The organism is Streptomyces sulphureus DSM 40104 (assembly GCF_000381025.1).
GTDB lineage: Bacteria > Actinomycetota > Actinomycetes > Streptomycetales > Streptomycetaceae > Streptomyces > Streptomyces sulphureus.
In genome coordinates, this window is record NZ_KB905826.1 from 15,937 (window position 1) to 39,123 (window position 23,187).

A 23,187-nucleotide genomic window follows, 5' to 3' on the forward strand; every position below is an offset into this window, starting at 1 on the left:
CCGGTGAACCGGCCCCGACGCGAAGGTGAACTCTGGGCTACGTCTCTCCGAGGTTGTCCACAGGCGGATGGGGCACCCCGTCGACGGCGCCTAACCTGGAGACATGGACGTGAATGCGGCGGTCGCCGCGGCCGCGGCGATCGCGGGTGTCTGCACCGGCGCGATAGCCGTGCTCGCCTTCCGCTGGAGCGAGCGGGAGCAGAACAGGCCCACCCGCACCTCGCTGCAGACAGGCGCGGTGCTCCCGCCCGGCGTGGACACCGTCCTGTCCGTCCTGCGCTCGTCCGCTGTCGTCCTCGACGAGAGCGATTCGGTCGTCAAAGCCAGTTCGGCCGCCTATGCCCTCGGCCTCGTCAGGGGCGGCAAGCTCGCCGTCGAGCCGATGCTCGGGATGGCGCGTGACACCCGCAGGGACGGCGAGATACGCCAGGTCGAACTCGACCTCCCCCGTCGAGGCAGAGGCGAGTCGCTCGCCGTCTCGGCCCGCGTCGCACCGCTCGGCTCACGCCTGGTCCTCCTCCTCGTCGAGGACCTCACCGACGCCCGTCGGATCGAGGCCGTCCGCCGCGACTTCGTCGCCAACGTCAGCCACGAGCTCAAGACCCCGGTGGGCGCCCTCTCCCTCCTCTCCGAGGCGGTGCTCGACGCCGCCGACGACCCGGAGGCGGTCGAGCGGTTCGCCGGCCGGATGCAGTCGGAGTCGACCCGTCTCACCAATCTCGTGCAGGAGCTGATCGACCTCTCCCGCGTCCAGAACGACGACCCGCTGGAGGATTCCGAGCCGGTCCGCGTCGACGTGCTCGTCGAGGAGGCGATCGAGCGCTGCCGCCAGAGCGCCGCGAGCAAGCAGATCACCCTCGCCGCCGGAGGGGCGGAAAAGCTGTACGTCTGGGGCAACCGCAGCCAACTCGCCACGGCATTGGGCAACCTCGTCGAGAACGCCGTCAACTACAGCCCGGCCCGTACGCGGGTCGGGATCGCCGGCCGCAGGATCGCGGCGCCCGGCGGCGAGATGATCGAGCTCGCCGTCACCGACCAGGGCATCGGCATCTCCGAAAAGGACAGGGACCGCATCTTCGAACGGTTCTACCGCGTCGACCCCGCGCGCTCCCGTGCCACCGGGGGTACGGGCCTCGGCCTCGCCATCGTCAAGCACGTCGCGGCCTCGCACGGCGGCGAGGTGACCGTCTGGAGCGTCGAGGGCGAGGGGTCCACCTTCACCCTCCGCCTCCCCGAAGCGGGGCGCGCAAGGGAACGCGAGCGAGCCGAGGTCGAGCGCCTCGGCAGCACCGGCCTCGCGGGCGAGCTCCGCGCCCCCTCCGCGGCCGACGAGTACGCGGACGAGGAAGAGCCCGACGCCGAGGAACGACCCGACGCCGAGGAGCCGCCGGAGGACCGCCCCGCTGCCCACAGCACAACGAACCATCGCCCGCCGCCCGATGCGCCCCGACACGGACCACGCGCGACGGGCCTCTCATCGGGTACGGGCCGAACGCCCCGTCCCGCCGGCGCGTCGCACCCGGAGCGCGCGTCCAACCACCTGCACGCAGACGAAAAAGTCTCTGCCCCGGAGGTCCTCCCGTGACCCGAGTGCTTGTCGTCGAGGACGAGGAATCGTTCAGCGACGCACTGTCCTACATGCTCCGCAAGGAGGGATTCGAGGTGGCCGTCGCGGCCACCGGCCCCGAAGGGCTCGACGAGTTCGAACGCAACGGCGCCGACCTCGTCCTGCTCGACCTCATGCTCCCCGGCCTCCCCGGCACCGAGGTCTGCCGTCAGCTACGGGGCCGCTCCCAGGTGCCGGTCATCATGGTGACGGCGAAGGACAGCGAGATCGACAAGGTCGTCGGCCTGGAGATAGGAGCCGACGACTACGTCACGAAACCGTTCTCCTCGCGGGAGCTGGTCGCCCGCGTCCGTGCGGTGCTCCGTCGCCGGGGCGAGCCGGAGGAGGCGCTGCCCAGCGCGCTGGAGGCGGGGCCCGTCCGCATGGATGTCGAGCGGCACGTCGTCACCGTCTCGGGCGGAAAGGTCGACCTGCCGCTCAAGGAGTTCGACCTCCTGGAGATGCTCCTCCGCAACGCAGGCCGTGTCCTCACACGCATGCAGCTCATCGACCGGGTCTGGGGCGCGGACTACGTCGGCGACACCAAGACGCTCGACGTCCACGTCAAACGCCTCCGCGCCAAGATCGAGCCGGACCCGGGCGCCCCGCGGCACCTGGTGACGGTCCGCGGCCTCGGCTACAAGTTCGAGCCCTGACCGACCCGGTTCCCACGCGTCGGGCCCGCCGAACAGATGCGGGCCCGACGCCCGGCGAGCAGCGGAGGCTCAACCGCCGTGCTGCGCACCCTCGTTCTGCTGCTGACCGGCACCTGAACCGGTTTCCTCCCCGGTCGCGGCTCCCTCGTCCTGCTGCCCCGCCTCTCCCGCACCGTTGCCCTGCGTGCCGGGCGAGGCTGAGCCGCTCGGCTGTTGCGACGGCGAGGTGCTCGGACCGGACGTCGCGTACTGGTGCTTCGCCGGCACGACGCTGGCATCCACCTTCACCGCTCCGGTGGAGCTGAGCTCGAAGGAGAGCGTCTGGTTGTCGCCGTTACGGATACCGGCGCCCGGAGCGTCGTCGATCAGCGCCGAGGCGTTGTCCTCGCCACCGATGGCGAGCGACCCGCCCGACGGCACGACGAGCTTGCCGCCCTTCCCCGGCTCGAGCTGGATGCTGCTGCCCGAGCCCGGCATCGAGATGCCCTCGAGGGTCTGGTCGCTCTTGCTCCCGTTGAAGATGCGGGCGTTCACGACGGCCTGGTCCGACCCCTCGCCGCCCGTCACGACATGGACGTTCTGAATCCTGACGGGGCCCTCGGTCGCGGCCGGGTTGTCCGGGTTGACCTGAAGCGTCTGCGCGTCGTTCCCCGCGCCACAGGCGGTCAGTACGGAGACGGAGAGCGCGAGGGCGCTTGCGGCGAGGGTGCCGCGTCGAAGGCTGCTGCTCACGGCGGCGGCAACTCCTTGGCGAGCTCGGGCGGTCGAGCGGTCCCCTCGTGGGTGACGCGTCGTCCGCGGACGGTTGAGACTCCGCTCCCACCCCGTGTGCCGGCAACGCAGCGCCCCGGGGCCGGGCGAGAGCGTGCTGCTGCCCGAAGATTACCGACCCGTGCGGAAGGCTCCGCAGCCGACCCTCCGGCCCGCGGGCGGTGCAGGGCGCGTGGGCCGCCGGCGGGTCTCTTTCCTGCTCGGAGGCGGGGTCCGCACATGGGCACGTCTGTGCAGCTGTGAACTGTCGGGAGGGCGGGCCGCGGGCAGACATCCGTATGGGCGATTCTCCGTAAAGAAAGCCCGCACGAATAATTGATCACCTTGCTCTCGCGAGTGTCTTGCAGAGTCCCGGACAGTCTCTGATCAATTCCTGGAAAAGCGTCGACACGGACCGGAAGGACGCCAACCAGCAGGCGGGCAAAACGGACAGAAAGTTGCGGCTTCGCGGTCTTCATCACACGTGACGCCCAGGTTTCGTTCCGCTTCCGCGACCCTTCCGACCTGCGAATACCCCGCCAGGGGCGACTCCCGCAGCACGTCAGTGGCCCCGTTGTCAAGCCCCGAGATATGCCCTGACCTGCGAAAACGCCATTCAGAACGCACCGTCGTCGTGTTACTCTAGATAGCCACGGAAGGGGTACCTGACACATGACGTTCAAGGTTGGCGACACCGTGGTCTATCCCCATCACGGGGCCGCGCTGATCGAGGCCATCGAAACTCGCCAGATCAAAGGCGTGGACAAGACCTACTTGGTTCTGAAGGTAGCGCAGGGTGACCTGACGGTGCGTGTGCCCGCGGACAATGCCGAGTTCGTCGGCGTGCGGGACGTGGTCGGCACCGATGGCCTGGACAAGGTCTTCGAGGTGCTGAGAGCTCCGTACGCAGAAGAGCCCACCAACTGGTCGAGGCGGTACAAGGCGAACCTCGAGAAGCTCGCCTCCGGCGATGTGATCAAGGTTGCCGAGGTCGTCCGCGACCTGTGGCGCCGTGAGCGCGAGCGCGGGCTCTCCGCAGGTGAGAAGCGCATGCTCGCAAAGGCCCGACAGATCCTCGTCAGCGAGCTCGCGCTGGCGGAGAACACCAACGAGGACAAGGCCGAAGCGCTCCTCGACGAGGTGCTCGCTTCCTGACCAGCCGCCCCGCTCCGTCGACGTGAGGCGGCGGACGACCCGCGGAGATCGTGCGCGAGTCGACCCGCGAGGTATAGCCCCGGGGTATCCGGTGTACCGATCGGAACGCCCCGGGGTCTCGTGTCCCCGCTGCTTCGCCGTCCCGTGGTCCAAGCCTGGTGCTCCGCAAGGCGGTTGGGGTCGGCCTGAGCGGCGGGAGTGTTCGCCGTGTCCGGCGGCAGTCGATACCACGGCGCTCGTCCGTGCGCGGGCTTGGAGGGCATGCCTCCGCCTGCTCGATCTGTCGGTCTGCGCCCACTCACGACTACGCGTCGCAACTGTCCCGTCGCGTTGGGGAGTTGGCTACGCACCGAGGGAAGCGCTCTGGAGGCGAGGACGCCTCGGACAGGCCGCTGAGAAGAGCACCCGCCCCTTCGATCGATCGACTCGATCGGTGAAAGCGTGCCGGGCCCGGGCACTGTCTCGACCGGCGATCACGGAAGGGGGCCGATCGGGGCTTCGCGCCCGGCACGCTGAGGCCATACCCATCCCCGCTGAGTAAACAAACCTGAAGGCTCAACCGATGTCCACGGAACCTGCCCAGACCGTTCCCGAGGGGCGCCGCACCGCCGCCGTGATCCCGGCCGCCGGACGCGGTGTCCGACTCGGTCCCGGCGCACCCAAGGCGCTGCGCCCGCTGAGCGGAACGCCCATGCTCGTCCACGCCGTTCGGGCCGTTGCGCGGGCGAGGGCCGTCTCGCTCGTCCTCGTCGTCGCGCCGCCCGACGGTACGACAGAGGTCCGTCATCTTCTCGATGCGCACAGCCTCTCCGACGTCTTCGTGGTCGGGGGTGGCGAGACCCGGCAGGACTCGGTCCGTCTCGGGCTCGACGCGCTCCCCGACGACGTCGACACCGTCCTGGTGCACGACGCGGCCCGGCCGCTGGTGCCGGCCGAGACGGTGGACTCGGTCGCCGAGGCGGTCCGCGGCGGCGCTGCCGCCGTCGTGCCGGCGCTGCGGCTCACCGACACCGTCAAGGAGGTCGAGCCCCGTGGCGACGGCGGGCCCGAACCGGTCACGGGGACGCCCGAGCGGGCGCGGCTGCGTGCTGTGCAGACCCCGCAGGGCTTCGCCCGCGAGGTGCTCGTCGACGCCCACAACCGGGTGGCCCGCGAAGGCGAAGGTGCGACGGACGACGCGGGGATGGTGGAGCGCACCGGCGTCGAGGTGGTCGTCGTGCCGGGGCACGAGGAGGCGTTCAAAGTGACGAGGCCGCTCGACCTCGTCCTCGCCGACGCGGTACTGGCACGGAGGATGGCACGTGACTCCTACTGACCCCACGGGACCGACGCACTCGGCGGCGGGTCCCGCGCTGCCGCTCACCGGGATCGGCACTGACGTCCACGCCTTCGAGGAGGGCCGGCCGCTGTGGTGCGCCGGGCTGCTGTGGGAGGGCGAGAGCCACGGGCTCGCGGGGCACTCGGACGGCGACGTTGCCGCGCACGCCGCCTGCGACGCGCTCTTCTCCGCGGCCGGGCTCGGCGATCTTGGTGCGCACTTCGGCACCTCGCGTCCGGAGTGGGCGGGCGCCGCGGGGGCGGAGCTGCTCGCGGAGGCCGCGCGGCTCGTGCGGGCGCGGGGGTACGAGATCGGCAACATCGCCGTCCAGGTCGTCGGGGTGCGTCCGAAGGTGGGTAAGCGGCGTGCGGAGGCGCAGCGGGTGCTCTCGGAGGCGGCCGGTGCGCCGGTCTCCGTTTCGGGGACGACGAGCGACGGGCTGGGGCTGACCGGGCGGGGCGAGGGCCTCGCCGCGCTCGCAACGGCTTTGGTGGTGCCCATCGTCTCGGGCTAGTGCGACCTGGGCGTGTGTGCCAGGGCACCTCTTCGGCACGTGGTTGTCTGCTGCACATCGGTTGCAGTTAGCCTTTGGGGGTGTCCTTCGTACTGCGCACTGCCGCCCCCGCCGATGTAGACGCCGCCCGCAGCGTCATGCTCGACACCGTCTACCGCGATCTGCGGTCGGGGTACGTGCCGCGCTGGCACCGGGACATCATCGACCTCGAGGGCGTCTACCTCGCGCCCGAGCGGCGGACGCTGCTCGTCGCCGAGTCGGCCTCGGGCGCGATCGTCGCCACGGGAGCGGTGCGGGACCAGGGGCCGCAGGCTCCGCCGAATCCCGAGTGGGTGGCGCGCAGGTTCCCGTCGGGGAGCACGGCGCAGCTCTGCCGGATCTATGTGCGCCCGGAGTGCCGGCGGCAGGGCATCGCGCGTGCGATGGTCCGTGCGCTCAGCGAGTTCGTCGCCGAGGCGGGCGGGTACGAGACGATCTACCTCCACACCGATCCCGCGGTGACGGGCGCGGAGCCCTTTTGGCGGTCGCTCGCCGAAGAGGTCTGCGACGAGCGGGAGTTGTCGGGAGGCGGTCAGGGGATCGTTCATTTCGCGCTGCCCGTACCGGCGTTGGTGCAGGTCGGCGCCGCGGGGAGCGGCCGGCCGGTGGCTGCTAGTTGAGAATTGTTTTCAGTTAGGGTCTCCGTCATGTCCTCGATACCTTCCGGTCCAAGGCCGCGCGTGCCGCGCCGCCTTCGCTCCGTCGCTCTTGCGGCGACCGCAGCTCTCCTCGCCCCAGCGGCGCTCGCCGCATGCGGTGGTTCGCAGGGCGACGACGCCGATCGGCTCCGAGTGACCATGGCGTTCCCGCCGACGCAGGCGATGAGCCCCTACGGGGACGACGCGGTGCTCCTCAGCAGGCTCTCCGTGACCGAGGGCCTCACCCGCCTCGACGAGAACGGCGCCGCCAAGCCGGCCCTCGCCACCTCGTGGCGCTCCTCCGACTCGGCCGAGACGTGGACGTTCACCCTGCGGAAGGCGAGCTTCCAGGACGGCGGCGAGCTTCGCGCCGAGGACGTCGTACGCACCCTCGAGCACGCACAGCAGGCGAAGCCGCAGCCGCGTGTGCTCAGCGACGCGGGGGAGTGGCAGGCGAGCGCGGCGGACGAGCGGACGGTGCGGATCACCAGCAGCCGCCCCGACGCGCTGCTGCCGCAGCGGCTCGCCAACCCGTCGCTCGCGGTCTTCTCGGGCGCCGCGTACGGCAAGAAGGGCAAGGTCGATCCCGTCGGCCATGCCACGGGACCGTTCACGCTCACCGAACTCCAGGGCACCGCCGCCGCGACTTTGGAGCGGAACGACGAGTACTGGGACGGGCGCGCCAAGTCCCCCGGTGTGGACGTGGAGTTCGTCGCCGCGGGGACGGCGCGGGCCAATGCACTGCGGTCCGGCGAGACGGACATAGCCGAGGCCGTTCCCGTCTCGCAGGTCTCCTCGCTCAGTCGGAAGCAGGCCCGCGAGGTGCCGACGGCCCGTACCAACGGCATCTACCTCAACACCGAGAAGGGTGCCCTCGCCGATCCCGCGATGCGTGCCGCGGTGCGCGAGGCCGTCGACGGCGGCGACCTGGCCAAAGACATCTACGAGGGCCACGCCGACCCGGGCGTCGGGCTGTTGGGCCCCGGCGTGCGCTGGGCGGACAAGCTGCGCGACGCGCCGGAGGGACGTGCGCAGCCCGCGGACGCCGCCGAGGTGCGCAACTCCAAGACGATCACCCTCGCCACGTACACCAACCGGGCGGAGCTGCCCGAGATCGCCTCCGCCGTCCAACAGCAGTTGAAGCGCGCCGGGTTCACGGTCAAGCAGGTGGTGCGCGACTACGCGCAGGTCGAGTCCGACGCGCTCGCCGGCGGCTTCGACGCCTTCATCCTGCCGCGCAACACCCTGCTGGACACGGGCGATCCGGTCTCCTACCTCCAGTCCGACTTCACCTGCAAGGGCTCCTTCAACATCGCGCAGCTCTGCGACTCGAAGGTCGACGCGGCGATCTCCGAGGCCGCCGGCACCGCCGACGAGGAGGAGCGGCACCGCAGCACGATGCGGGCCGAGGCGCGGGTGCTCGGTACCGACGCCTTTGTGCCGCTCGTCCACGAGCGGTTCGTCCAGGGTGTCGCCGAGGACGTGCGGGGCGTCGCGCTCGATCCGACGGAGCGCGCCCTCGTCACGGCCGAGACCCGCCGCCGCTGACGGTGGGTGTGCGGTGGAGCGCGGCCGCGCGCTGGGGTGGTCGGGTGCTCGCCGGCGTTGTAGTCCTCGCCGTCGTCGGCCTGTTGCCGTGGCTCGCCAGGACCGACCCGGCGCGCGCGATCCTGCACGCGCGGTACGTCGAGCGTGAACCGACCCCCGAGGCCCTCGCCGCGGTCCGCGCCGAGACCGGGCTCGACGACGGGCCGCTCGCCGTCCTCGGACGGTGGCTGGGCGGTCTCCTCCGCGGCGACCTGGGAAGCTCCTGGGTCTCTGGGCAGCCGGTCGGTTCCGATGCCTTCGCTGCGCTGGGTGTCTCGTTGACGTTGATGGGGGCCGCGCTGCTTGTCGCGGTCGTGCTCGCCGCGCTGCTCGGCGTCCGGACCCTGCGGCAGGGGGCGCTCGGACGCACACCGCGCAGCGCGCGGGCGGGTGCGGGTGGCGCGGTGCTCGCCGCGCTCCCCGAGTTCCTCCTGGCGTCGGTGCTCGCGACCGTCTTCGCCGTGCAGTTGGGGTGGTTCCCCGCCCTGGGGTGGGGCGGGGCGCACGAGGCGGTGCTGCCGGCGCTCGCCATGGGGGTGCCCGCCGGCGCGGTCCTCGGACGCCTCCTCGACGACGCGCTCCCCGCCGCCTTCGCCGAGCCGTGGGCGCGTGCCAACGCGGCCGCCGGGCTGCCGCCCGCGCGGATCGCGCGGCATGCGCTCCGGCGCGTACTGCCGCCGCTGCTGCCGCAGTTCGGGTTCGTCGCCGTCGGGCTGACGGGCGGTGCCGTCGCCGTCGAGACGCTCTTCGCCGTGCCGGGCCTTGGCGGTCTGGCACGGGAGGCGGCGCTGGCGCAGGACCTTCCCGTGCTCCAGGCGTGCGTGCTTCTGCTGCTGCTCGTCGGGTTCGGGGCGGGCGCCGCGGTCGGCGCGGGCCGGCGCGCGCTGCTCGGACCCGCGCTCGAGGCGGGTGCGCTTCCCGGGCTGCGGCGCCCGCGGGCGGCCGTCGGCGGCGCACGGGTCCTCGGCGCCGTGTGCCTGGGGGCGCTGCTGCTCGCGTTGATCGTCGCGGGGTTGCTGCGCGATCCGCTCCAAGTGGACACGGCTGCACGGCTCGTGGCTCCCGACGCCGCGCATCCGCTCGGCACCGACTCGCTCGGCCGTGACGTCCTCGCTCGGCTGGGGCACGGTGCCGCACGCACCTGCCTCACCGCGGTGGGGGTCGCCGGCGTGGTGCTCGTCGCCGGGGTGCTCGTGGGGCTCGCGGGGCGGTGGACGGAGGGGCTGCGCGAGGTGGTCAACGCGCTGCCGCCGGTGCTCGCCGGGCTCGTGGTCGCCGGTGTCTTCGGGCCCGGCGCGTGGGGCGCGGCGGCCGCCGTCGCGCTGGTGAGCTGGGCGCCGCTCGCGGCGCACACGGCGGCGCTCCACGAGGAGGAGCGCGCCGCCGCGCATCTGGAGAGTGCCGTCGCGCTCGGCGCGAGCCGGGGGCACATCCTGCGCCGTCACGTGCTCCCCGGCGTCCTCCCACCGGTCGCACGCAACGCGCTGCTGCGCATCCCAGCGCTCGCTCTCGCGCTCGCCTCCCTGGGCTTCCTCGGCCTCGGCGCCGAGCCGCCCGCGCCCGAGTGGGGCCGGATGCTCTCCGAGAACCTGCCGTACGCCGAACGCGCCCCCTGGGCGGTGCTCGCGCCGGCGGGAGGGCTCGTTGCCGTGGGCGTACTCGCCGTGCTCCTGGGCGCGTTGGGCACGGGCGAGCGCGTACGGCGGGAGGCGTCCGCATGAACACTCCGGACGAGGGCGGAACGCGGCGCTCGCACGAGCGGCAGAAGACGGCCGCCACCCCGGTCGACGGGCTGCGGAACCGCGGCCGCTCGCTCCGCCAGATGCACGAGCTGCCGCCGCTGCTCAAACTCCTCGCCGGGACCCAACTCGCCTTCAACGTCGGCTTCTACGCCGTCCTCCCCTACCTCGCCGCGCACCTCGGGGACGGCGGGCTCGGCATGGCCGGCTGGCTCGTCGGACTCGTGCTGGGGCTGCGCACCTTCAGCCAGCAGGGGCTCTTCGTGGTCGGGGGCGCGCTCACCGACAGGTTCGGGCCGCGGCCCGTCGTCCTCGCCGGGTGCGTGCTGCGGATCGCCGGTTTCGTGTGGCTGGGGTACGCGGGGTCGACGGCGGGGGTCGTCGGTGCCGTCGTCGTGGTCGGCTTTGCGGCCGCGCTCTTCTCGCCGGCCGTCGAGTCGGAGACGGCGCGCCAGGCCGTGCGCCACGAGGAGGCGACGGGGCGACCGCGCGCCGGGACGCTCGCCGTCTTCTCCGCCGCGGGGCAGGCCGGCGCCTTCCTCGGCCCGCTGCTCGGCTCGCTGCTGCTCCTTGCGGACTTCCGGACCGCCTGCTGGGCCGGCGTCGCCGTCTTCGTCGCCGTCCTCGCGGGGCACTGGCGGCTGCTCCCGGGCGGCAGGCCCGTACGTCCTCCGCGCGGCGGGGAACCGGCGGGCGCATGGCAGGAGTTGCTGGGCAACGGCAGGTTCCTGCTCCTCTGCCTCGCTTACGGCAGCTACCTGCTCGGCTACAACCAGTTCTATCTGGCGCTGCCCCAGGAGGTCGTGCGGGCCACAGGGAGCCAGTCCGCGCTCGGCTGGCTCTTCGCGCTCTCCTCGCTGCTCGTCGTCACCGCCCAACTCCCCGTCACCAGGGCCGCGGGCGCGCGCCTGGGCCAGCGCACCGCGCTGCTCGCCGGGCTCGGCCTCGTGGCCTGCGGGTTCGGGTGCGTGGCCGCCGCGGCGCCGCTCGGGCTGACGGGTGCGCCCGGGCTGCTGCCCGCGGCCGCGTACGTCATGCTGCTCACGCTCGGGCAGATGCTCGTGGTGCCGGCCGCGCGTTCGCTCGTCACGGAGCTGGTGCCCGAGCACCGTCTCGGGTTGGGGATGGGCGTGCTCTCGTCGGTCTCGGGGCTGCTCGTCCTCGCGGGCAGCTCGGCCACGGGTGCGCTGCTCGGCGGACCGCTGCCGTACGGGGCGGCCTGGGCCGTACTCGCCGTGCTGCCGCTCCTCGGCGCTGCGGCGGGCGCAGCGGTCCGCGTGCGGCGCTGACGTAACCGGAACTCGCGTCGGCGCGGCGGCGGTTGGTTCACGTGCGGGCGCTCCGTACGGTGGTCGCAGCCCGCCCCGACCGCAGCAGGAAGGCGCAACCGTGACCGCTCAGCTCTCCGACGCCCTGAAGAAGACACTCGACGGCAAGGTCTTCGTCGTCGTCGCCACCGTGCAGCCCGACGGAAGCCCGCAGCTCTCGCCGGTGTGGGTCCAGCGCGACGGAGACGACCTGCTCGTCTCCACCACCGCTGACCGCCGCAAGGCCCTCAACCTCCAGCGCGATCCGAGGGTGAGCGTCGTCGTGCAGCCCGCCGAGGACCCCTACCTCTACGCGGAGATCCGCGGCAAGGCGACCCTCACCACCGAGGGCGGGCAGCAGCTCATCGACGAGCTCGCGCAGAAGTACGTCGGCAGGCCGTACGCGGAGTTCAACCCCTCCTCTGCCGGCGAGGCCGAGCGCCTGGTGGTGCGCATCACTCCGCGCAAGGTCGTCGGCCGGATGTGACGTACGCGGGGGCCGCCGAGGCTCGCCCCGCGGCGGTCGCCCGCCCCGTACCCCGACCCCGGCACGCCCCTTCGGCAGGCCGCTACCCTTGATGCGTGACTCTTCGCCTGTACGACACCAGCGCCCGGCAGATCCGTGACTTCAACCCCCTCGTGCCGGGTTGTGTCTCGATCTACCTCTGCGGCGCCACCGTCCAGGCACCGCCGCACATCGGCCACGTCCGCTCCGGCCTCGACTTCGACATCATGCGCCGGTGGTTCGCCCACCGCGGCTACGACGTGACGTTCATCCGCAACGTCACCGACATCGACGACAAGATCATCGTCAAGGCGGCCGCCCAGGGCCGCCCATGGTGGGAGATCGGCTACGCCAACGAGCGCGCGTTCAGCGAGGCTTACGAGGCCCTCGGCTGCCTCCCGCCGACCTACGAGCCGCGCGCGACCGGGCACATCCCCGAGATGATCACGATGATGCAGCGCCTGATCGACGAGGGCCACGCCTACCCCGCGGACGGCAACGTCTACTTCGACGTCCGCTCCTACCCGCAGTACCTCTCCCTCTCCAACCAGGACCTCGACAACCTCCTCCAGCCCGAGGGCGAGGGCGAGACGGGCAAGCGCGACCCGCGCGACTTCGCGCTCTGGAAGGCGGCGAAGCCGGGCGAGCCGAGCTGGGAGACGCCCTGGGGGCCCGGGCGCCCGGGCTGGCACCTCGAGTGCTCGGCGATGGCGCACAAGTACCTCGGCTCCGCCTTCGACATCCACGGCGGCGGCATCGACCTCGTCTTCCCCCACCACGAGAACGAGCTCGCCCAATCCCACTGCTACGGCGACGAGTTCGCGAGCTACTGGGTGCACAACGCCTGGGTGACGATGAGCGGCGAGAAGATGAGCAAGTCGCTCGGGAACTCCGTCCTAGTCAGCGAGATGGTGAAGCGCTGGCGTCCGATCGTCCTCCGCTACTACCTCGGCACGGTGCACTACCGCTCCACGATCGAGTACAGCGAGGAGGCGCTCCGCGAGGCCGAGGCGGCCTTCGGACGCATCGAGGGCTTCCTCCAGCGGGCCGCGGACACGGTCGGCACCTCGGCGCCGGCCGCCGAGGTGCCCGAGCAGTTCGCCGAGGCGATGGACGACGACTTCGCGGTGCCGCAGGCGCTCGCCGTCCTCCACACCACCGTCCGGCAGGGCAACGCGGCCCTCGCCGATGGCGACGAGGCGACCGCCGCCGCCGCGCTCGCGGACGTCCGTGCGATGCTTGGCGTCCTCGGTCTCGACCCGCTCGACGCACAGTGGGCGTCCGCCGGCGAAACGGGCCGCGGCGAGGAGCTGCACTCGGTGGTCGACTCCCTCGTCCGGCTCGTGCTGGAGCAGCGCCAGGCCGCCCGTGCCCGCAAGGACTACGCGACGGCCGACGCCCTCCGCGACGACCTCAAGCAGGCCGGGCTGCTGATCGAGGACACCCCCTCGGGACCGCGCTGGGAGCTCGAGTGACCCGGCCGCGCCGGGCGGCTCCCCGCACCGAGCAAGACCCACGACAGGAGACAGTGCCCTGATGGCCGGTAACAGCCAGCGCCCCAACCGGCGTACGTCGAACAAGAAGGGCGCCCAGGTCGGCAGCGGCGGCCAGCGCCGCCGCGGCCTCCAGGGCAAGGGGCCGACCCCGCCCGCCGAGATGCGCAAGGGCCACGCCAAGCAGCGGGCCGCGCAGGCGAAGGCGCGCCGCGAACAGTCCCGCTCGCCGCGCAAGGGTGCGCCGGGCAGCACGGCGGAGCTCGTCGTCGGGCGGAACAGCGTCGCCGAGGCGCTGCGCGAGGGCGTGCCCGCCAACGCGCTCTACGTCCAGCAGTTCATCGACAACGACGACCGGGTGCGGGAGAGCGTGCAGCTCGCCGGCGAGCACGCGGAGATCCGCCTCGTCGAGGCCCCCCGCGCCGAGCTCGACCGGATGACCAACGGCCTCAATCACCAGGGCGTGGTCCTCCAGATCCCGCCGTACGAGTACGCGCATCCGGACGATCTGACGGCCGCGGCCTTCGACGCGGGCGAGGAGCCGCTGATCGTCGCCCTCGACGGCGTCACCGATCCGCGGAACCTCGGCGCGGTCGTCCGCTCGGTCTCCGCCTTCGGCGGGCACGGTGTCGTCGTGCCCCAGCGGCGGGCGGCCGGGATGACGGCCGGCGCGTGGAAGAGCTCGGCGGGGACCGCAGCGCGTACGCCCGTCGCCAAGGCGACCAACCTGACGCGGGCGCTGGAGGCGTACAAGAAGGCCGGCCTCACCGTCGTCGGGCTCGCGGCCGAGGGCGAGGTCGGGCTCGACGAACTCCGCGCGCTCGACGGGCCCGTGGCGGTCGTGGTGGGCAGCGAGGGCAAGGGGCTCTCGCGGCTTGTCGGCGAGGCGTGCGACATCACGGTGCGGATTCCGATGCCGGGGGGCGCGGAGTCGCTCAACGCCGGTGTGGCGACGGGCGTCGTTCTCTACGAGGCGTCGAGGCGCCGGGCCTGAGTCCGGAGGCTCTACTGCCGCCCGTATGCCGGGAGTTGAGGGCCTTGACGGGTCTCGGACACATCGGAGCGGTCAAAGCAGTGTCCTAAGCGTCCATCACTCGGTTAGATGAGTGTGGACACCAGAACTCGCCGCACCCCCACGCCCCCGGGTCCCGCGCAGGGGGGTCCGGCGTCTCCTCGCGCACGCAGTTCGTCAGCCGGCGGGTCGGGGGGTCGGGGCGGCTTTCTCGACGACGAGTCGGTGCTCAGCTCAGTGAGAGTCGCCTCCGACCCGGCCGAAGTGATCGTCAACCACGTCAGCTTCCGGGTGCAGTTGGGCGGCGAGTCCGCTCCCCGCAGCACCTCATTCGCCGACACGGCGCCGCTTCCGACGGTCTCCCCCGAAGCGGTGGGCGGTGCGGTCGGCGCCGACTCCGGGCGCCGGCGCGCGCCCGTCGTGTGGAGCGGTAAGACGGCGCCGGGCGCAGGCCTCCCGACGGAGCTGCTCCGCGCCGTACCGTCGGGAGGCGCGGCGCCGACCGCGGCACAACCGGCCCTCACGCCCGTACCCGGCCCGCAGACACGGGTGCTGCCCCGGGTCAACCGCGGGACGGGCCCCACACCGACGATCGGCTCCCCGCGCGGCCCCGGTGCGCCCGAGGGCCCCGAGAGCGTCCCCTCCGCCGAGTCCGCACTGCTCACCGGCGTGCGCCAGGCGCGCGGCGCCTTCGACGAGGAAGACCCCTTCGACACGGGCCAGTTGGAGACCGTCACCGACGTCCGCGGCGACGAGCAGGCCGACGAGCGCCGTGCCCAGCGACAGGCGTACTACCCAGGCCGCCGGATGAACCTCGGCGTCGTCCTGCTTCCGCTCCGCATCTTCCTCGGCCTCATCTCGCTCTACGCGGGCATGGGCAAGCTCTGCGACCCGGTCTACTTCGACGGCGGCGAACGCGGCTCCATGGTGACGTGGCTGCGTTCCCTCGAGCCCTGGGCGGTCGCCGAACCGCTCCGGGACTTCGCGCTCGCGCACCCCGTCGGCTCCGGGCTGACCGTCGCCTTCCTCCAGGTGATCGTCGGCGTCCTCACCGTCCTCGGGCTCTGGCAGCGTGCAGCGGCCGTCCTCGGCGCGCTGCTCTCCGCCGCCCTCCTGCTGACGGTGAGTTGGCGCACCGTCCCCGCCTACGACGCCCCCGATCTGCTCTACCTCGCGGCGTGGAGCCCTCTCGTGATCGCGGGGGCGCCGGTCTACTCGCTGGACTCGCGGCTGAGCGGTGAGGCATGGCGCCGGCTCGGCCCCCGCGTCCCCGTGCGCGACCTGCGGCGCCGGGTGCTGCGGCGGGGGGCGGTGATCGCCACCGTCGTCGTGGGGCTCTCGCTGCTCGCCGGCTCGATGCTCGGCGGCGCCGTCCGCTCCACCCAGGTCGCCACCGTCCCCGACGACGGCGAGGCGCCCACCAACCAGCTCCCCGGCTCCCCGCTGCCGCAGCGACCGGGCGCCGACGAGCGCGGCGACGCTTCGACGCAGGGCCCGGAGGGCGGCACGGTCGGCGCCCCGGGAGGCGCACGCCAGCAGGAGCCGGACGACTCGGCGGCCGAGCAGGAGCGCGAGGAGGACCGGACGACAAACCCGGAGACGGCCCGCGAGCAGGGTCAGGAGTCAGAGTCGGTGCCGCAGCAGTCGGCTCCGCCGCAGCAGCAGCCCCCGCCCCAGCCCTCGGCCGGCGGTCAGACGACCGGCCCCGGCACGGCCCCGGACTCCTCCGCCTCGGCAGGCGGCGGCGGGGCGCAGCACAGCGAGCCCGAGCCCGACTCGCCGCAGAGCGGCGGCAGTTCGCCGGAGGGCGACGACTCGGGTGGCGGCCGTGGGGCTCTGGGCGGCCTGCTGGGACGCTGATTCCCCGCGCCCGCCGTCTCGCCCGGCGGGCGCGGATTCGGTTGCCAAGCGCCCTTCGTACGACGGCGATTGACGGCGCCGGCGCCCGGATCAGCCGTGACCGAGTTCCCTCGCCGCCTCGGTGAGGTCCTTGGCGGTGTCGATCGCGCGCCAGTAGGACCCCTGGGGCAGGGGGAACCCGGCGAGGCGGCGTTCGCGTGCCAGGCGGGGGAACGTCGTCCGTTCGTGGTCGCCGCGCTCGGGGAGGAGGGGCGTGAAGGCGTCGGAGAAGACGTAGACGCCCGCGTTGATGAGGTAGGGGGACGGGGGCGCCTCGATGAAGTCGAGGACGTGGCCGAACTCGTCGGTCTCGACGGCGCCCCAGGGGATGCGGGGGCGTGCGAGGGCGAGTGTGGCGAGGGCGCCGCGCTCCGTGTGGAAGGCGGCCATGTCGCGGAGCGAGAACCGCGTCCAGATGTCGCCGTTCGCGGCGTACCAGGGCTCCTCGGGGCGCGGCAGCGACGCGGCGGCGAACCTCAGCCCGCCGCCCCGGCCCAGCGGCTCGGGTTCCACAACCGTGCTGACGCGCAAGGGGAGTTCCTCGGCCTCGAGCCAGGACTCCAGGACGTCGGCGAGGTGCCCGCAGGAGACGACCGCGTCGGTGACGCCCTCCGAGGCCAGCCACGTCAACTGGTGACCGATGATCGGCGTCCCCGTGCCGGGGATCTCGACCATCGGCTTGGGGCGGTCGTCCGTGTAGGGACGCAGCCGCGAGCCCTGGCCGCCGGCCAGGACCACGGCTTGGGTGGGCTGCTCCGTCGTCATACGGGGAGCTTATGCGCAGCCGCCCCCCGACGGCTGCGCGTCGCGGTGCCGGCTCGGCGAACTCCGGCTGCGTCAGCCGACGTCGGCGACGCCGGTGGCGAACGAGGTGTCGCAGACCGGGCGGGAGAAGGACTGCGCTCCCTGCTGCCCGTACTTCTGCACGGCGGCGCGTCCCAGCGCCTTGGCGAGGGAGGTGCAGTGCTCGCTCAGCGAGGGCTTGCGGCTGATCTCCTTCTGGAGGCTGGTGAGCGCGGACCCCGGGTCCTTGCGGTGGAGTTCGCGGGTGAGGCGGTCCAAGAGGGCGCGCTGGGGCGCGCGTTCGGCGCTCCCGGGCTTGGCGTCCGCGTCGGCGTGCTTCGCCGACGCGGTGAGTACCTGGGACTCGGCGGCGTCGTTCGCCCACGGGACGCGGGTGACCGCGAGCGTCCCGGAGAGGACGAGGACGACCGGCAGGACGAGAGCGAGGGTGCGGCCGATGCGGCGGGCTGTGGCGAAGTTCACGCGGTGATGGTAACTACTGGTGGCGGTTTGGCGACAATGCGTCACACCTCCGAGCGACGGATTTCGCGGTGCTGTCCGTACGGAAGTTGACGCATCCCCCGCGGGGCATGACGCAGCGGGGCCGTGCTCCCGTTACCGGAAGCACGGCCCCGCACGCCGCAGTTGGCCAACGCGCCGCCGACAAGCGGGAGTTCACCCCGCGGTCGGCGTGCTGCTCGGCTCAGTCGCTCAGTCGCTCAGTCGCTCACCGGTCGAGGTGGAGAAGACGTGCGTCTCGCCGCCCCGCGGGACGACGTTGAGGGTGCTCCCCTTCTCCGGGACGTCCCGGCCGGGGACGCGCACCACGAGGTCCCGCTGCTCTCCGCCGATGTCGCAGGTGCCGTAGACGTAGCCGTCGGCACCGAGTTCCTCGACGACGTTCACCGTCACCTCGAGTCCCGCGGTGCTCTCCTTCTCCAGGCCGGAGCCACCGGCCACCTCGAAGTGCTCGGGACGCACGCCGACCGTCACCGTGGTGTCGCCCTTGTCGCTCGCCGCCTTCAGCGCGTCGCGCTCCACCGGCACCACGCTGTTCCCGAACTTCACCCCGCCGTCGGCGATCGGCACCTCCACGAGGTTCATCGCGGGCGAGCCGATGAACCCGGCGACGAAGAGGTTCGCCGGACGGTCGTACATCTGACGCGGGGTGTCGACCTGCTGGAGCAGCCCGTCCTTGAGCACCGCGACGCGGTCGCCCATCGTCAGCGCTTCGACCTGGTCGTGGGTGACGTAGACGGTGGTGATCCCCAACCTCCGCTGGAGACCCGCGATCTGCGTGCGCGTCTGGACGCGGAGCTTCGCGTCGAGGTTGGAGAGCGGCTCGTCCATGAGGAAGACCTGCGGCTCGCGGACGATGGCCCGCCCCATCGCGACGCGCTGCCGCTGACCGCCGGAGAGGGCCTTCGGCTTCCGACCGAGGTACTCGGTGAGGTCGAGGATCTTCGCCGCGTCCTCGACCTTCTGCCGGATCTCCGTCTTGGGCACACCCGCGATCTTCAGCGCGAAGCCCATGTTGTCGGCGACGGTCATATGCGGATAGAGCGCGTAGTTCTGGAACACCATGGCGATGTCCCGGTCCTTCGGCGGCAGATGGGTAACGTCCCGCTCGCCGATGCGTATGCTGCCCTCGTTGACGTCCTCCAGCCCCGCGAGCATCCGCAGGGAAGTGGACTTCCCGCACCCGGAGGGCCCGACGAGGACGAGGAACTCGCCGTCCTCGATGTCGATGTCGAGCCTGTCGACGGCGGGGGTCTCGCTGCCCGGGTAGACCCGGGTCGCCTGGTCGTAGGTGACCGTAGCCATGGTGTCTCCTTCACCGGCAGGTACGTGCCGGACGATCCGTCGTAAAGGGGATGAACGGTCCACGCGATGTGTCCACCCCGTAAACCTGCGATGACGCTATCCCGCTCGTATGTCTTTTGTCAGCACTCCGACCGCCCCAACTCCCCCGCACGCCCCCACCCTGCTCCGACCGCCGGTGCCCCGCCCCCACGGCGATGGGTACACTTCTCGGGCGCCGGCTCGCTGGTCGTGCCGGCCGGCCGCCTTAGCTCAGTTGGTTAGAGCATCTGTCTTGTAAACAGAAGGCCGTCGGTTCGAATCCGACAGGCGGCTCAGCAGGTGAGAGCCCCGTTCCGACCTTCCGGAACGGGGCTCTTTGGCGCCGTACAGCAGCGAAGTACAGCGACCGTGGTGATCGGGGACGACTACCGTTCGGCGGTCGCAACTCAAGTTCGCCGCCCCTGAGAGGAGGACCTAACTGCCGTCGGCCGGGTCGTTCCAGTGACCCGGCAGGACTGGAGGGCGCCATGTATCGGCACCGCTCCGGTCCAACCTGGGCGGATCGACAGGGGCGGGGGTCGGAGCTCCGTCAGCGACGGCTTCAAGGGAAGCCTGTACGTAGCGTAGGTAGCTCCGCACGTCTCGGATCTGTCGCTCGCGGTTGTTCCGGCCGATCCCCCGCCAGCCAGCGTCATAGGCGAGCTTCACCAGCGTCCGGTACCGGTCCCGGATTTCGGCGTCCCCGATCATCAAGAGATCGGTGTGCATGCCTCGCCGGGTCGATTCCATTGCTGCGATGCACTTCTCTCGGGCGTGATCGCTGAGCACGGGTTGATCTGCCCCTACGTCCGGCAGAGACGGTAGCCAGCCGTAGAGGTCTGCCAGTCGTTCGAGCAACTGGCGGGCTGATTCCGCAGCACGTTCACGTTCTCTCTCGTGCCGTGCGAGCCGCGCCGCTGCAACCTCCTGAGCAGCGGCCAGCTCTATCTGAGATCGAACGGTCCTGGTGGTCTGCCAACGCGCCACACCTATGGTGATTAAGCCGCCGACGAGAGTCCCGAGTAATGAACTGGCTGTTTGGCCTGCAAAGTCGCTCCAGCCACTCATGCCGGACCATCCTGGGCGGACGGGGTGCCCTCATCAAGGCCGTGTGGGCCGAAGCCCTTGGAGAGCCATTGCAGGGCGTCGCGGATCTCTGCGTCGCTGGCCTCTGAGTACACGTCGAAGGTCATCGTGAACTTGGAGTGCCGCAAGATCCGCTGCGCCACCTTGGGGTGCACCTTCATGGCGACCAGAAGCGAACCGGTGGTGTGCCGGGTGTTGCGGAGTGGGATGGCGCGAACGCCCGACTGGCGGACGCGGACGGCGAAGGCCCGGGTGAGGTTGTCCGGCTCGATCGGCGTCCCGTAGCGGGTGGTGAAGATCAGCCCGTGCACGTCCTGCCACAGCTCACCAGCCCCTTCCCGGTCCGTCGTCTGCTGCTGGCGGCGCTGCCGGAGCGCGGTCAGGCAGAGGTCGGGGAGGGGGAGGAAGTCCTCCGAGTCCTCCGTCTTCCTCTCGCGGTGCAGGACCCCACCGCCCGCACGCTGTAGCTGGTGGTCGATGTACAGCTCTCCGGTGTCGAAGTCGACGGAATCCCACGTGAGGCCCAGGATCTCCCCGCGCCGCAGGCCGAGAGTGAGCGCCAGGACCCACGCGGCGTACAGCGGGTCGACGGACGAGACGGCGTGCTCCAGGAACCGGCTGGCCTCACCGACGGACCACGCTTTGACCTTGCGGCGCCGGGGCTTGGGGACCCGTACGGGCATGGCCGCGTTGCGCGAGATCTCCTATTCGACCACCGCATGGCTCAGGGCCGCACGGCGGGTGTCCCGGGCGATCTGGACGAGACGCCCGCTCGGGTACTTCTCGCAGCACTGGCCGAGGGCACAGCACCGCTGACGCTCGGGACGGCGTTTGGAGTCCTTGCCTTGGGCGCGGCACTGGCAGGTGCCGGCCAACGTGGTCAGCCACTCGCGCACGTCCCGCGCGGTGAGATTGTCGAGCCGCTTCGAGCCGAGGTGCGGCCTGATGTAGAGGCGCGCCGCACCCTCGTACGCGACGTAGGTGAGGGGCGCCAGGTTGGGCTTCACGATCTCCCTCAGCCAGTAGTCGAGGAAGGCCGCGACGGTGCGGTGCCGGTGGCGACCGGGCCCTTCTTGGCGTCGGCGTGGACCTTGAGCTATTTGCCGTGCACGTCGGGGCCCGTCTTGCCGTAGACGTACTTGCGCTTGCGTTTGCCGTCGGGGTGGTGACCCAGACGTACGCGGCGAATCCGTTGCGGTACGGGTAGATGGAGCCTTCGCCGTTGCCTCGCTTGCCGCTCATGCCGACCACCTCATGGGGTCTTCGGCCGTCTCGGCGCAGTGGTTCACGTACTCGTCGACCCAGGCCGGGAGGACGCGGCGGTTGCGGCCGACCTTGACGGAGCGGATCTCTCCGGTGAGCACGGGCATCTTCGTCTTGGAGAGGCCGAAGCCGAGCATGGCGGCGACCTCGGCCGTGGTGTGCCACTTGGGCGTGAGGGCCGTCGTCGTCGGTCGGTGCCTCCTTCGGCGGCGAGGGAGGTAGAGCGTCAGGCTTCGGCGGCGGTGAGGCCGGTTCCGGAGTAGGTCCAGTGGGCGAGGACGAGCGTCGACTCGTTGTCGTCGGGGTGCGTGTCTTCTCCGTGTGCGATGGCTGCTTGGAGGCGGCGCCATTCGGCGCGGGCGGCGCGGAGGGTGCCGAGGGTGGTGGAGTAGCGGCGGGTCTTGGTGGAGAAATGGCCCTGGAAACCGAGCATGTGAGCCCAGGCCCGCAGGCGGAGGTGTGCGCGGTCTTTGCGGGCGCCGAGGGCCCAGGCGGTGCGGATGAGGCGTTCGGCGTGTGCGGGGAGGTTCATCGTCGCCAGCTCGGCGACGAAGCGAACGCGGCGGTCGAGGGTGCCGGTCGCGGTCTCGGCGCCCTTGGTGGCGTACTCGGCGATGTAGGCGGCCACCGCGCGGTCGGTGAGGTCCTGGCCGCCGTCGAGGTCGGGGCCGTGGATGGTGCGTACGTCGAGCTGGCGGCCGAAGACGAAGGTGTGCGTACGGCCGTCGAGGGTCGGCCCGATGACGGCGGCCGTACGGGAGGCGGCGCGGATGGCGTCCGTCAGCAGCTCGGCGGAGGCCAAGTGCGGGGGCGGGGAGTCGCCGCCGTCGGGGCCGTCGAGTATCTGGATGCAGTTCGATACGCCATTCTTAAAGTGGCCGACGACTACGACTGGGTTTCTTCGCCTCGCTAATGTGAGCCGTGCGATCAGCGCACAGCCTGATCCGTGAGGTCGCGGTAAGTTTCGTCTGACTTGGCATGTATTCATATTCGGGCTTTCCTCATGGATTCATTGGCGCCCTGCAACATTCCACCCAAGAGTGCGACAAGTACCAGAACCGCAACAGCTTTAAGCGTGTCCACGGTCGCCGCCTTTCTCCATGCCGGCTCCTCCTTGGGGGGTTTCCATGCCCCAAACCGGAAAAGATTCCACGCGTACAGAAAGAGGGTGGTTCCCGAATACTGAAGCCATCGACGCGTATCCCCATCGACTATCACCGACACGATCACCAGAATCAACCCAACAGCCACGGATATTAACGCAAAGCGCGTTGAGAGTACAACGCGGGGCATCCGGCTTGTGACGCCCTCTACGCCCGGGGCGGCGGAGAAAATTGCCCGTAGACTGATGCTGCGAATAATCTCCCAGTCTCGCGCAAGCTTATTTGCAAAGCCCCGAAGGTTCGGTTTGATGTCGCCCGGGCGCTTCGCCACTCCCTTGTAGAAGAGTAGAGTTTCTCGGTTCGACATGAGGCTGACAAACCCCACACCTCTAATGTCGGAACGGTCAATTAGCTTACCGTTGCTGTTTTTTCGTTTCCAGCGAGGAACCTTCGGATCGCACAGGTGACCGTCATGCATCCGGCGGGCATTCTTGTGATGGCGACAGTATGACCACTCTCCGGGAACCACTTGACGGCAGGGCTTGTCTCTCCGGCGTTGAGTCGTGTGGTAATACTTGCAGGCAACTGGCCAGACCCGTCCGCGCATTATCCAAATGAGAACCCGAAGTAAAGCCACGAGTGGAAGAAATAGGGAACCAACTATTAGTGGCCACGGGATGGGGCTGAACCTACGGTCTAGCCACAGAGCAAAAATAGTAAGGCCCTGTCCGATTAAGTCAAACAGGTCAACCACTTTTCTCCCCTCGCGCTGACAGGCCGGCATGCGCGCCAGAAGTATGGACAATTCTGGGCAGTCTAGCTCATACCATCAAGTGCATCCAGGGTGCACAGCACTGACCCAGATCCACCGGTGCAGGAAGGTCAGCCCTAA

20 protein-coding genes, 1 tRNA gene and 2 pseudogenes are annotated in these 23,187 nt (G+C 71.0%); 14 read left to right on the forward strand and 9 right to left on the reverse strand.

The window, feature by feature from the left end:
• Positions 1 to 103 precede the first annotated feature (103 nt).
• Positions 104 to 1,585 carry a sensor histidine kinase gene (locus F603_RS0127845; RefSeq protein ID WP_019549214.1) on the forward strand — a complete coding sequence of 494 codons (1,482 nt, stop codon included), beginning with the start codon at positions 104 to 106 and terminating at the stop codon, positions 1,583 to 1,585.
• 5 nt (positions 1,586 to 1,590) lie between these two features.
• A complete protein-coding gene (gene phoP, locus F603_RS0127850; protein ID WP_469818563.1) occupies positions 1,591 to 2,262 on the forward strand; it encodes a two-component system response regulator PhoP in 672 nt (223 codons plus the stop codon).
• A gap of 69 nt (positions 2,263 to 2,331) precedes the next feature.
• Here the strand turns inward: phoP and F603_RS0127855 are convergent, their stop codons facing one another.
• Entirely contained in the window at positions 2,332 to 2,994 is a 663-nt protein-coding gene (locus F603_RS0127855) for a hypothetical protein (protein ID WP_019549215.1), read from the reverse strand.
• A gap of 690 nt (positions 2,995 to 3,684) precedes the next feature.
• On the opposite strand from F603_RS0127855, the gene F603_RS0127860 reads away from it, so the two are divergent.
• The 11 genes from F603_RS0127860 to F603_RS0127910 all read left to right on the forward strand — a co-directional run bounded on the left by F603_RS0127860 (position 3,685) and on the right by F603_RS0127910 (position 16,179).
• Entirely contained in the window at positions 3,685 to 4,167 is a 483-nt protein-coding gene (locus F603_RS0127860; RefSeq protein WP_016910352.1) for a CarD family transcriptional regulator, read from the forward strand.
• Positions 4,168 to 4,729: 562 nt separating this feature from the next.
• The gene (gene ispD, locus F603_RS0127865) at positions 4,730 to 5,482 is read left to right on the forward strand and encodes a 2-C-methyl-D-erythritol 4-phosphate cytidylyltransferase (RefSeq protein ID WP_019549216.1); all 753 of its coding nucleotides are present in this window, start codon (positions 4,730 to 4,732) and stop codon (positions 5,480 to 5,482) included.
• A complete protein-coding gene (gene ispF / locus F603_RS0127870; protein WP_019549217.1) occupies positions 5,469 to 5,999 on the forward strand; it encodes a 2-C-methyl-D-erythritol 2,4-cyclodiphosphate synthase in 531 nt (176 codons plus the stop codon). Before ispD ends, ispF begins: the two co-directional genes overlap by 14 nt.
• An 80-nt stretch (positions 6,000 to 6,079) precedes the next feature.
• Positions 6,080 to 6,658 carry a GNAT family N-acetyltransferase gene (locus tag F603_RS0127875; RefSeq protein ID WP_078503779.1) on the forward strand — a complete coding sequence of 193 codons (579 nt, stop codon included), beginning with the start codon at positions 6,080 to 6,082 and terminating at the stop codon, positions 6,656 to 6,658.
• Between the two features lie 27 nt (positions 6,659 to 6,685).
• Positions 6,686 to 8,224, forward strand: a complete 1,539-nt coding sequence (locus F603_RS0127880) for an ABC transporter substrate-binding protein (protein WP_026328775.1) — start codon at positions 6,686 to 6,688, stop codon at positions 8,222 to 8,224.
• A gap of 44 nt (positions 8,225 to 8,268) precedes the next feature.
• The gene (locus tag F603_RS33095) at positions 8,269 to 9,984 is read left to right on the forward strand and encodes an ABC transporter permease subunit (protein WP_019549220.1); all 1,716 of its coding nucleotides are present in this window, start codon (positions 8,269 to 8,271) and stop codon (positions 9,982 to 9,984) included.
• A complete protein-coding gene (locus tag F603_RS0127890; RefSeq protein WP_019549221.1) occupies positions 9,981 to 11,291 on the forward strand; it encodes an MFS transporter in 1,311 nt (436 codons plus the stop codon). The genes F603_RS33095 and F603_RS0127890 overlap by 4 nt, the downstream gene beginning before the upstream one ends.
• Before the next feature lie 100 nt (positions 11,292 to 11,391).
• On the forward strand, positions 11,392 to 11,796 hold the full coding sequence (locus F603_RS0127895; RefSeq protein ID WP_019549222.1) for a PPOX class F420-dependent oxidoreductase: 405 nt from the start codon (positions 11,392 to 11,394) through the stop codon (positions 11,794 to 11,796).
• A 95-nt stretch (positions 11,797 to 11,891) separates the two neighbouring features.
• Positions 11,892 to 13,289, forward strand: coding sequence for a cysteine--tRNA ligase (cysS, locus tag F603_RS0127900; protein ID WP_019549223.1), 1,398 nt, complete (start codon positions 11,892 to 11,894; stop codon positions 13,287 to 13,289).
• Between the two features lie 61 nt (positions 13,290 to 13,350).
• Entirely contained in the window at positions 13,351 to 14,301 is a 951-nt protein-coding gene (gene rlmB / locus F603_RS0127905) for a 23S rRNA (guanosine(2251)-2'-O)-methyltransferase RlmB (RefSeq protein WP_019549224.1), read from the forward strand.
• Between the two features lie 243 nt (positions 14,302 to 14,544).
• Positions 14,545 to 16,179 (forward strand): DoxX family protein, encoded by a 1,635-nt coding sequence (locus F603_RS0127910; RefSeq protein WP_078503777.1) that lies wholly within the window; start codon positions 14,545 to 14,547, stop codon positions 16,177 to 16,179.
• 90 nt (positions 16,180 to 16,269) lie between these two features.
• On the opposite strand, the gene F603_RS0127915 is transcribed toward F603_RS0127910, so the two are convergent.
• From F603_RS0127915 to F603_RS0127925, 3 genes are all read right to left on the reverse strand, one after another.
• The gene (locus F603_RS0127915; RefSeq protein WP_026328777.1) at positions 16,270 to 16,983 is read right to left on the reverse strand and encodes a nucleotidyltransferase family protein; all 714 of its coding nucleotides are present in this window, start codon (positions 16,981 to 16,983) and stop codon (positions 16,270 to 16,272) included.
• A 72-nt stretch (positions 16,984 to 17,055) separates the two neighbouring features.
• Positions 17,056 to 17,484 carry a hypothetical protein gene (locus F603_RS0127920; RefSeq protein WP_019549227.1) on the reverse strand — a complete coding sequence of 143 codons (429 nt, stop codon included), beginning with the start codon at positions 17,482 to 17,484 and terminating at the stop codon, positions 17,056 to 17,058.
• Positions 17,485 to 17,712: 228 nt separating this feature from the next.
• Entirely contained in the window at positions 17,713 to 18,825 is a 1,113-nt protein-coding gene (locus F603_RS0127925) for an ABC transporter ATP-binding protein (protein WP_019549228.1), read from the reverse strand.
• A 238-nt stretch (positions 18,826 to 19,063) separates the two neighbouring features.
• On the opposite strand from F603_RS0127925, the gene F603_RS0127930 reads away from it, so the two are divergent.
• Positions 19,064 to 19,137, forward strand: a tRNA-Thr gene (locus tag F603_RS0127930).
• A 141-nt stretch (positions 19,138 to 19,278) separates the two neighbouring features.
• On the opposite strand, the gene F603_RS35275 is transcribed toward F603_RS0127930, so the two are convergent.
• The 5 genes and pseudogenes from F603_RS35275 to F603_RS35280 form a co-directional block, all read right to left on the reverse strand.
• Positions 19,279 to 19,911 carry a hypothetical protein gene (locus F603_RS35275; protein WP_158678701.1) on the reverse strand — a complete coding sequence of 211 codons (633 nt, stop codon included), beginning with the start codon at positions 19,909 to 19,911 and terminating at the stop codon, positions 19,279 to 19,281.
• Positions 19,908 to 21,180: pseudogene (locus F603_RS33100) on the reverse strand (tyrosine-type recombinase/integrase). The gene F603_RS35275 and the pseudogene F603_RS33100 overlap by 4 nt, the downstream one beginning before the upstream one ends.
• The gene (locus F603_RS35465; protein WP_019549231.1) at positions 21,168 to 21,329 is read right to left on the reverse strand and encodes a hypothetical protein; all 162 of its coding nucleotides are present in this window, start codon (positions 21,327 to 21,329) and stop codon (positions 21,168 to 21,170) included. The pseudogene F603_RS33100 and the gene F603_RS35465 overlap by 13 nt, the downstream one beginning before the upstream one ends.
• Positions 21,330 to 21,418: 89 nt before the next feature.
• Positions 21,419 to 22,033, reverse strand: a pseudogene (locus tag F603_RS33110) (replication initiator); the annotation flags it as partial.
• Between the two features lie 143 nt (positions 22,034 to 22,176).
• On the reverse strand, positions 22,177 to 22,680 hold the full coding sequence (locus tag F603_RS35280) for a hypothetical protein (protein ID WP_158678702.1): 504 nt from the start codon (positions 22,678 to 22,680) through the stop codon (positions 22,177 to 22,179).
• Between the last annotated feature and the right edge of the window lie 507 nt (positions 22,681 to 23,187).

Coding starts and splice junctions, on each gene's coding strand:
- F603_RS0127845 (WP_019549214.1), top strand. CDS start 104: ATGGACGTGAATGCGGCGGTCGCCGCGGCCGCGGCGATCGCGGGTGTC.
- ispD (WP_019549216.1), top strand. CDS start 4,730: ATGTCCACGGAACCTGCCCAGACCGTTCCCGAGGGGCGCCGCACCGCC.
- F603_RS35275 (WP_158678701.1), bottom strand. CDS start 19,911: ATGAGTGGCTGGAGCGACTTTGCAGGCCAAACAGCCAGTTCATTACTC.
- F603_RS0127915 (WP_026328777.1), bottom strand. CDS start 16,983: ATGACGACGGAGCAGCCCACCCAAGCCGTGGTCCTGGCCGGCGGCCAG.
- F603_RS0127880 (WP_026328775.1), top strand. CDS start 6,686: ATGTCCTCGATACCTTCCGGTCCAAGGCCGCGCGTGCCGCGCCGCCTT.
- F603_RS35465 (WP_019549231.1), bottom strand. CDS start 21,329: ATGCTCGGCTTCGGCCTCTCCAAGACGAAGATGCCCGTGCTCACCGGA.
- F603_RS0127860 (WP_016910352.1), top strand. CDS start 3,685: ATGACGTTCAAGGTTGGCGACACCGTGGTCTATCCCCATCACGGGGCC.
- F603_RS0127925 (WP_019549228.1), bottom strand. CDS start 18,825: ATGGCTACGGTCACCTACGACCAGGCGACCCGGGTCTACCCGGGCAGC.
- F603_RS0127890 (WP_019549221.1), top strand. CDS start 9,981: ATGAACACTCCGGACGAGGGCGGAACGCGGCGCTCGCACGAGCGGCAG.
- rlmB (WP_019549224.1), top strand. CDS start 13,351: ATGGCCGGTAACAGCCAGCGCCCCAACCGGCGTACGTCGAACAAGAAG.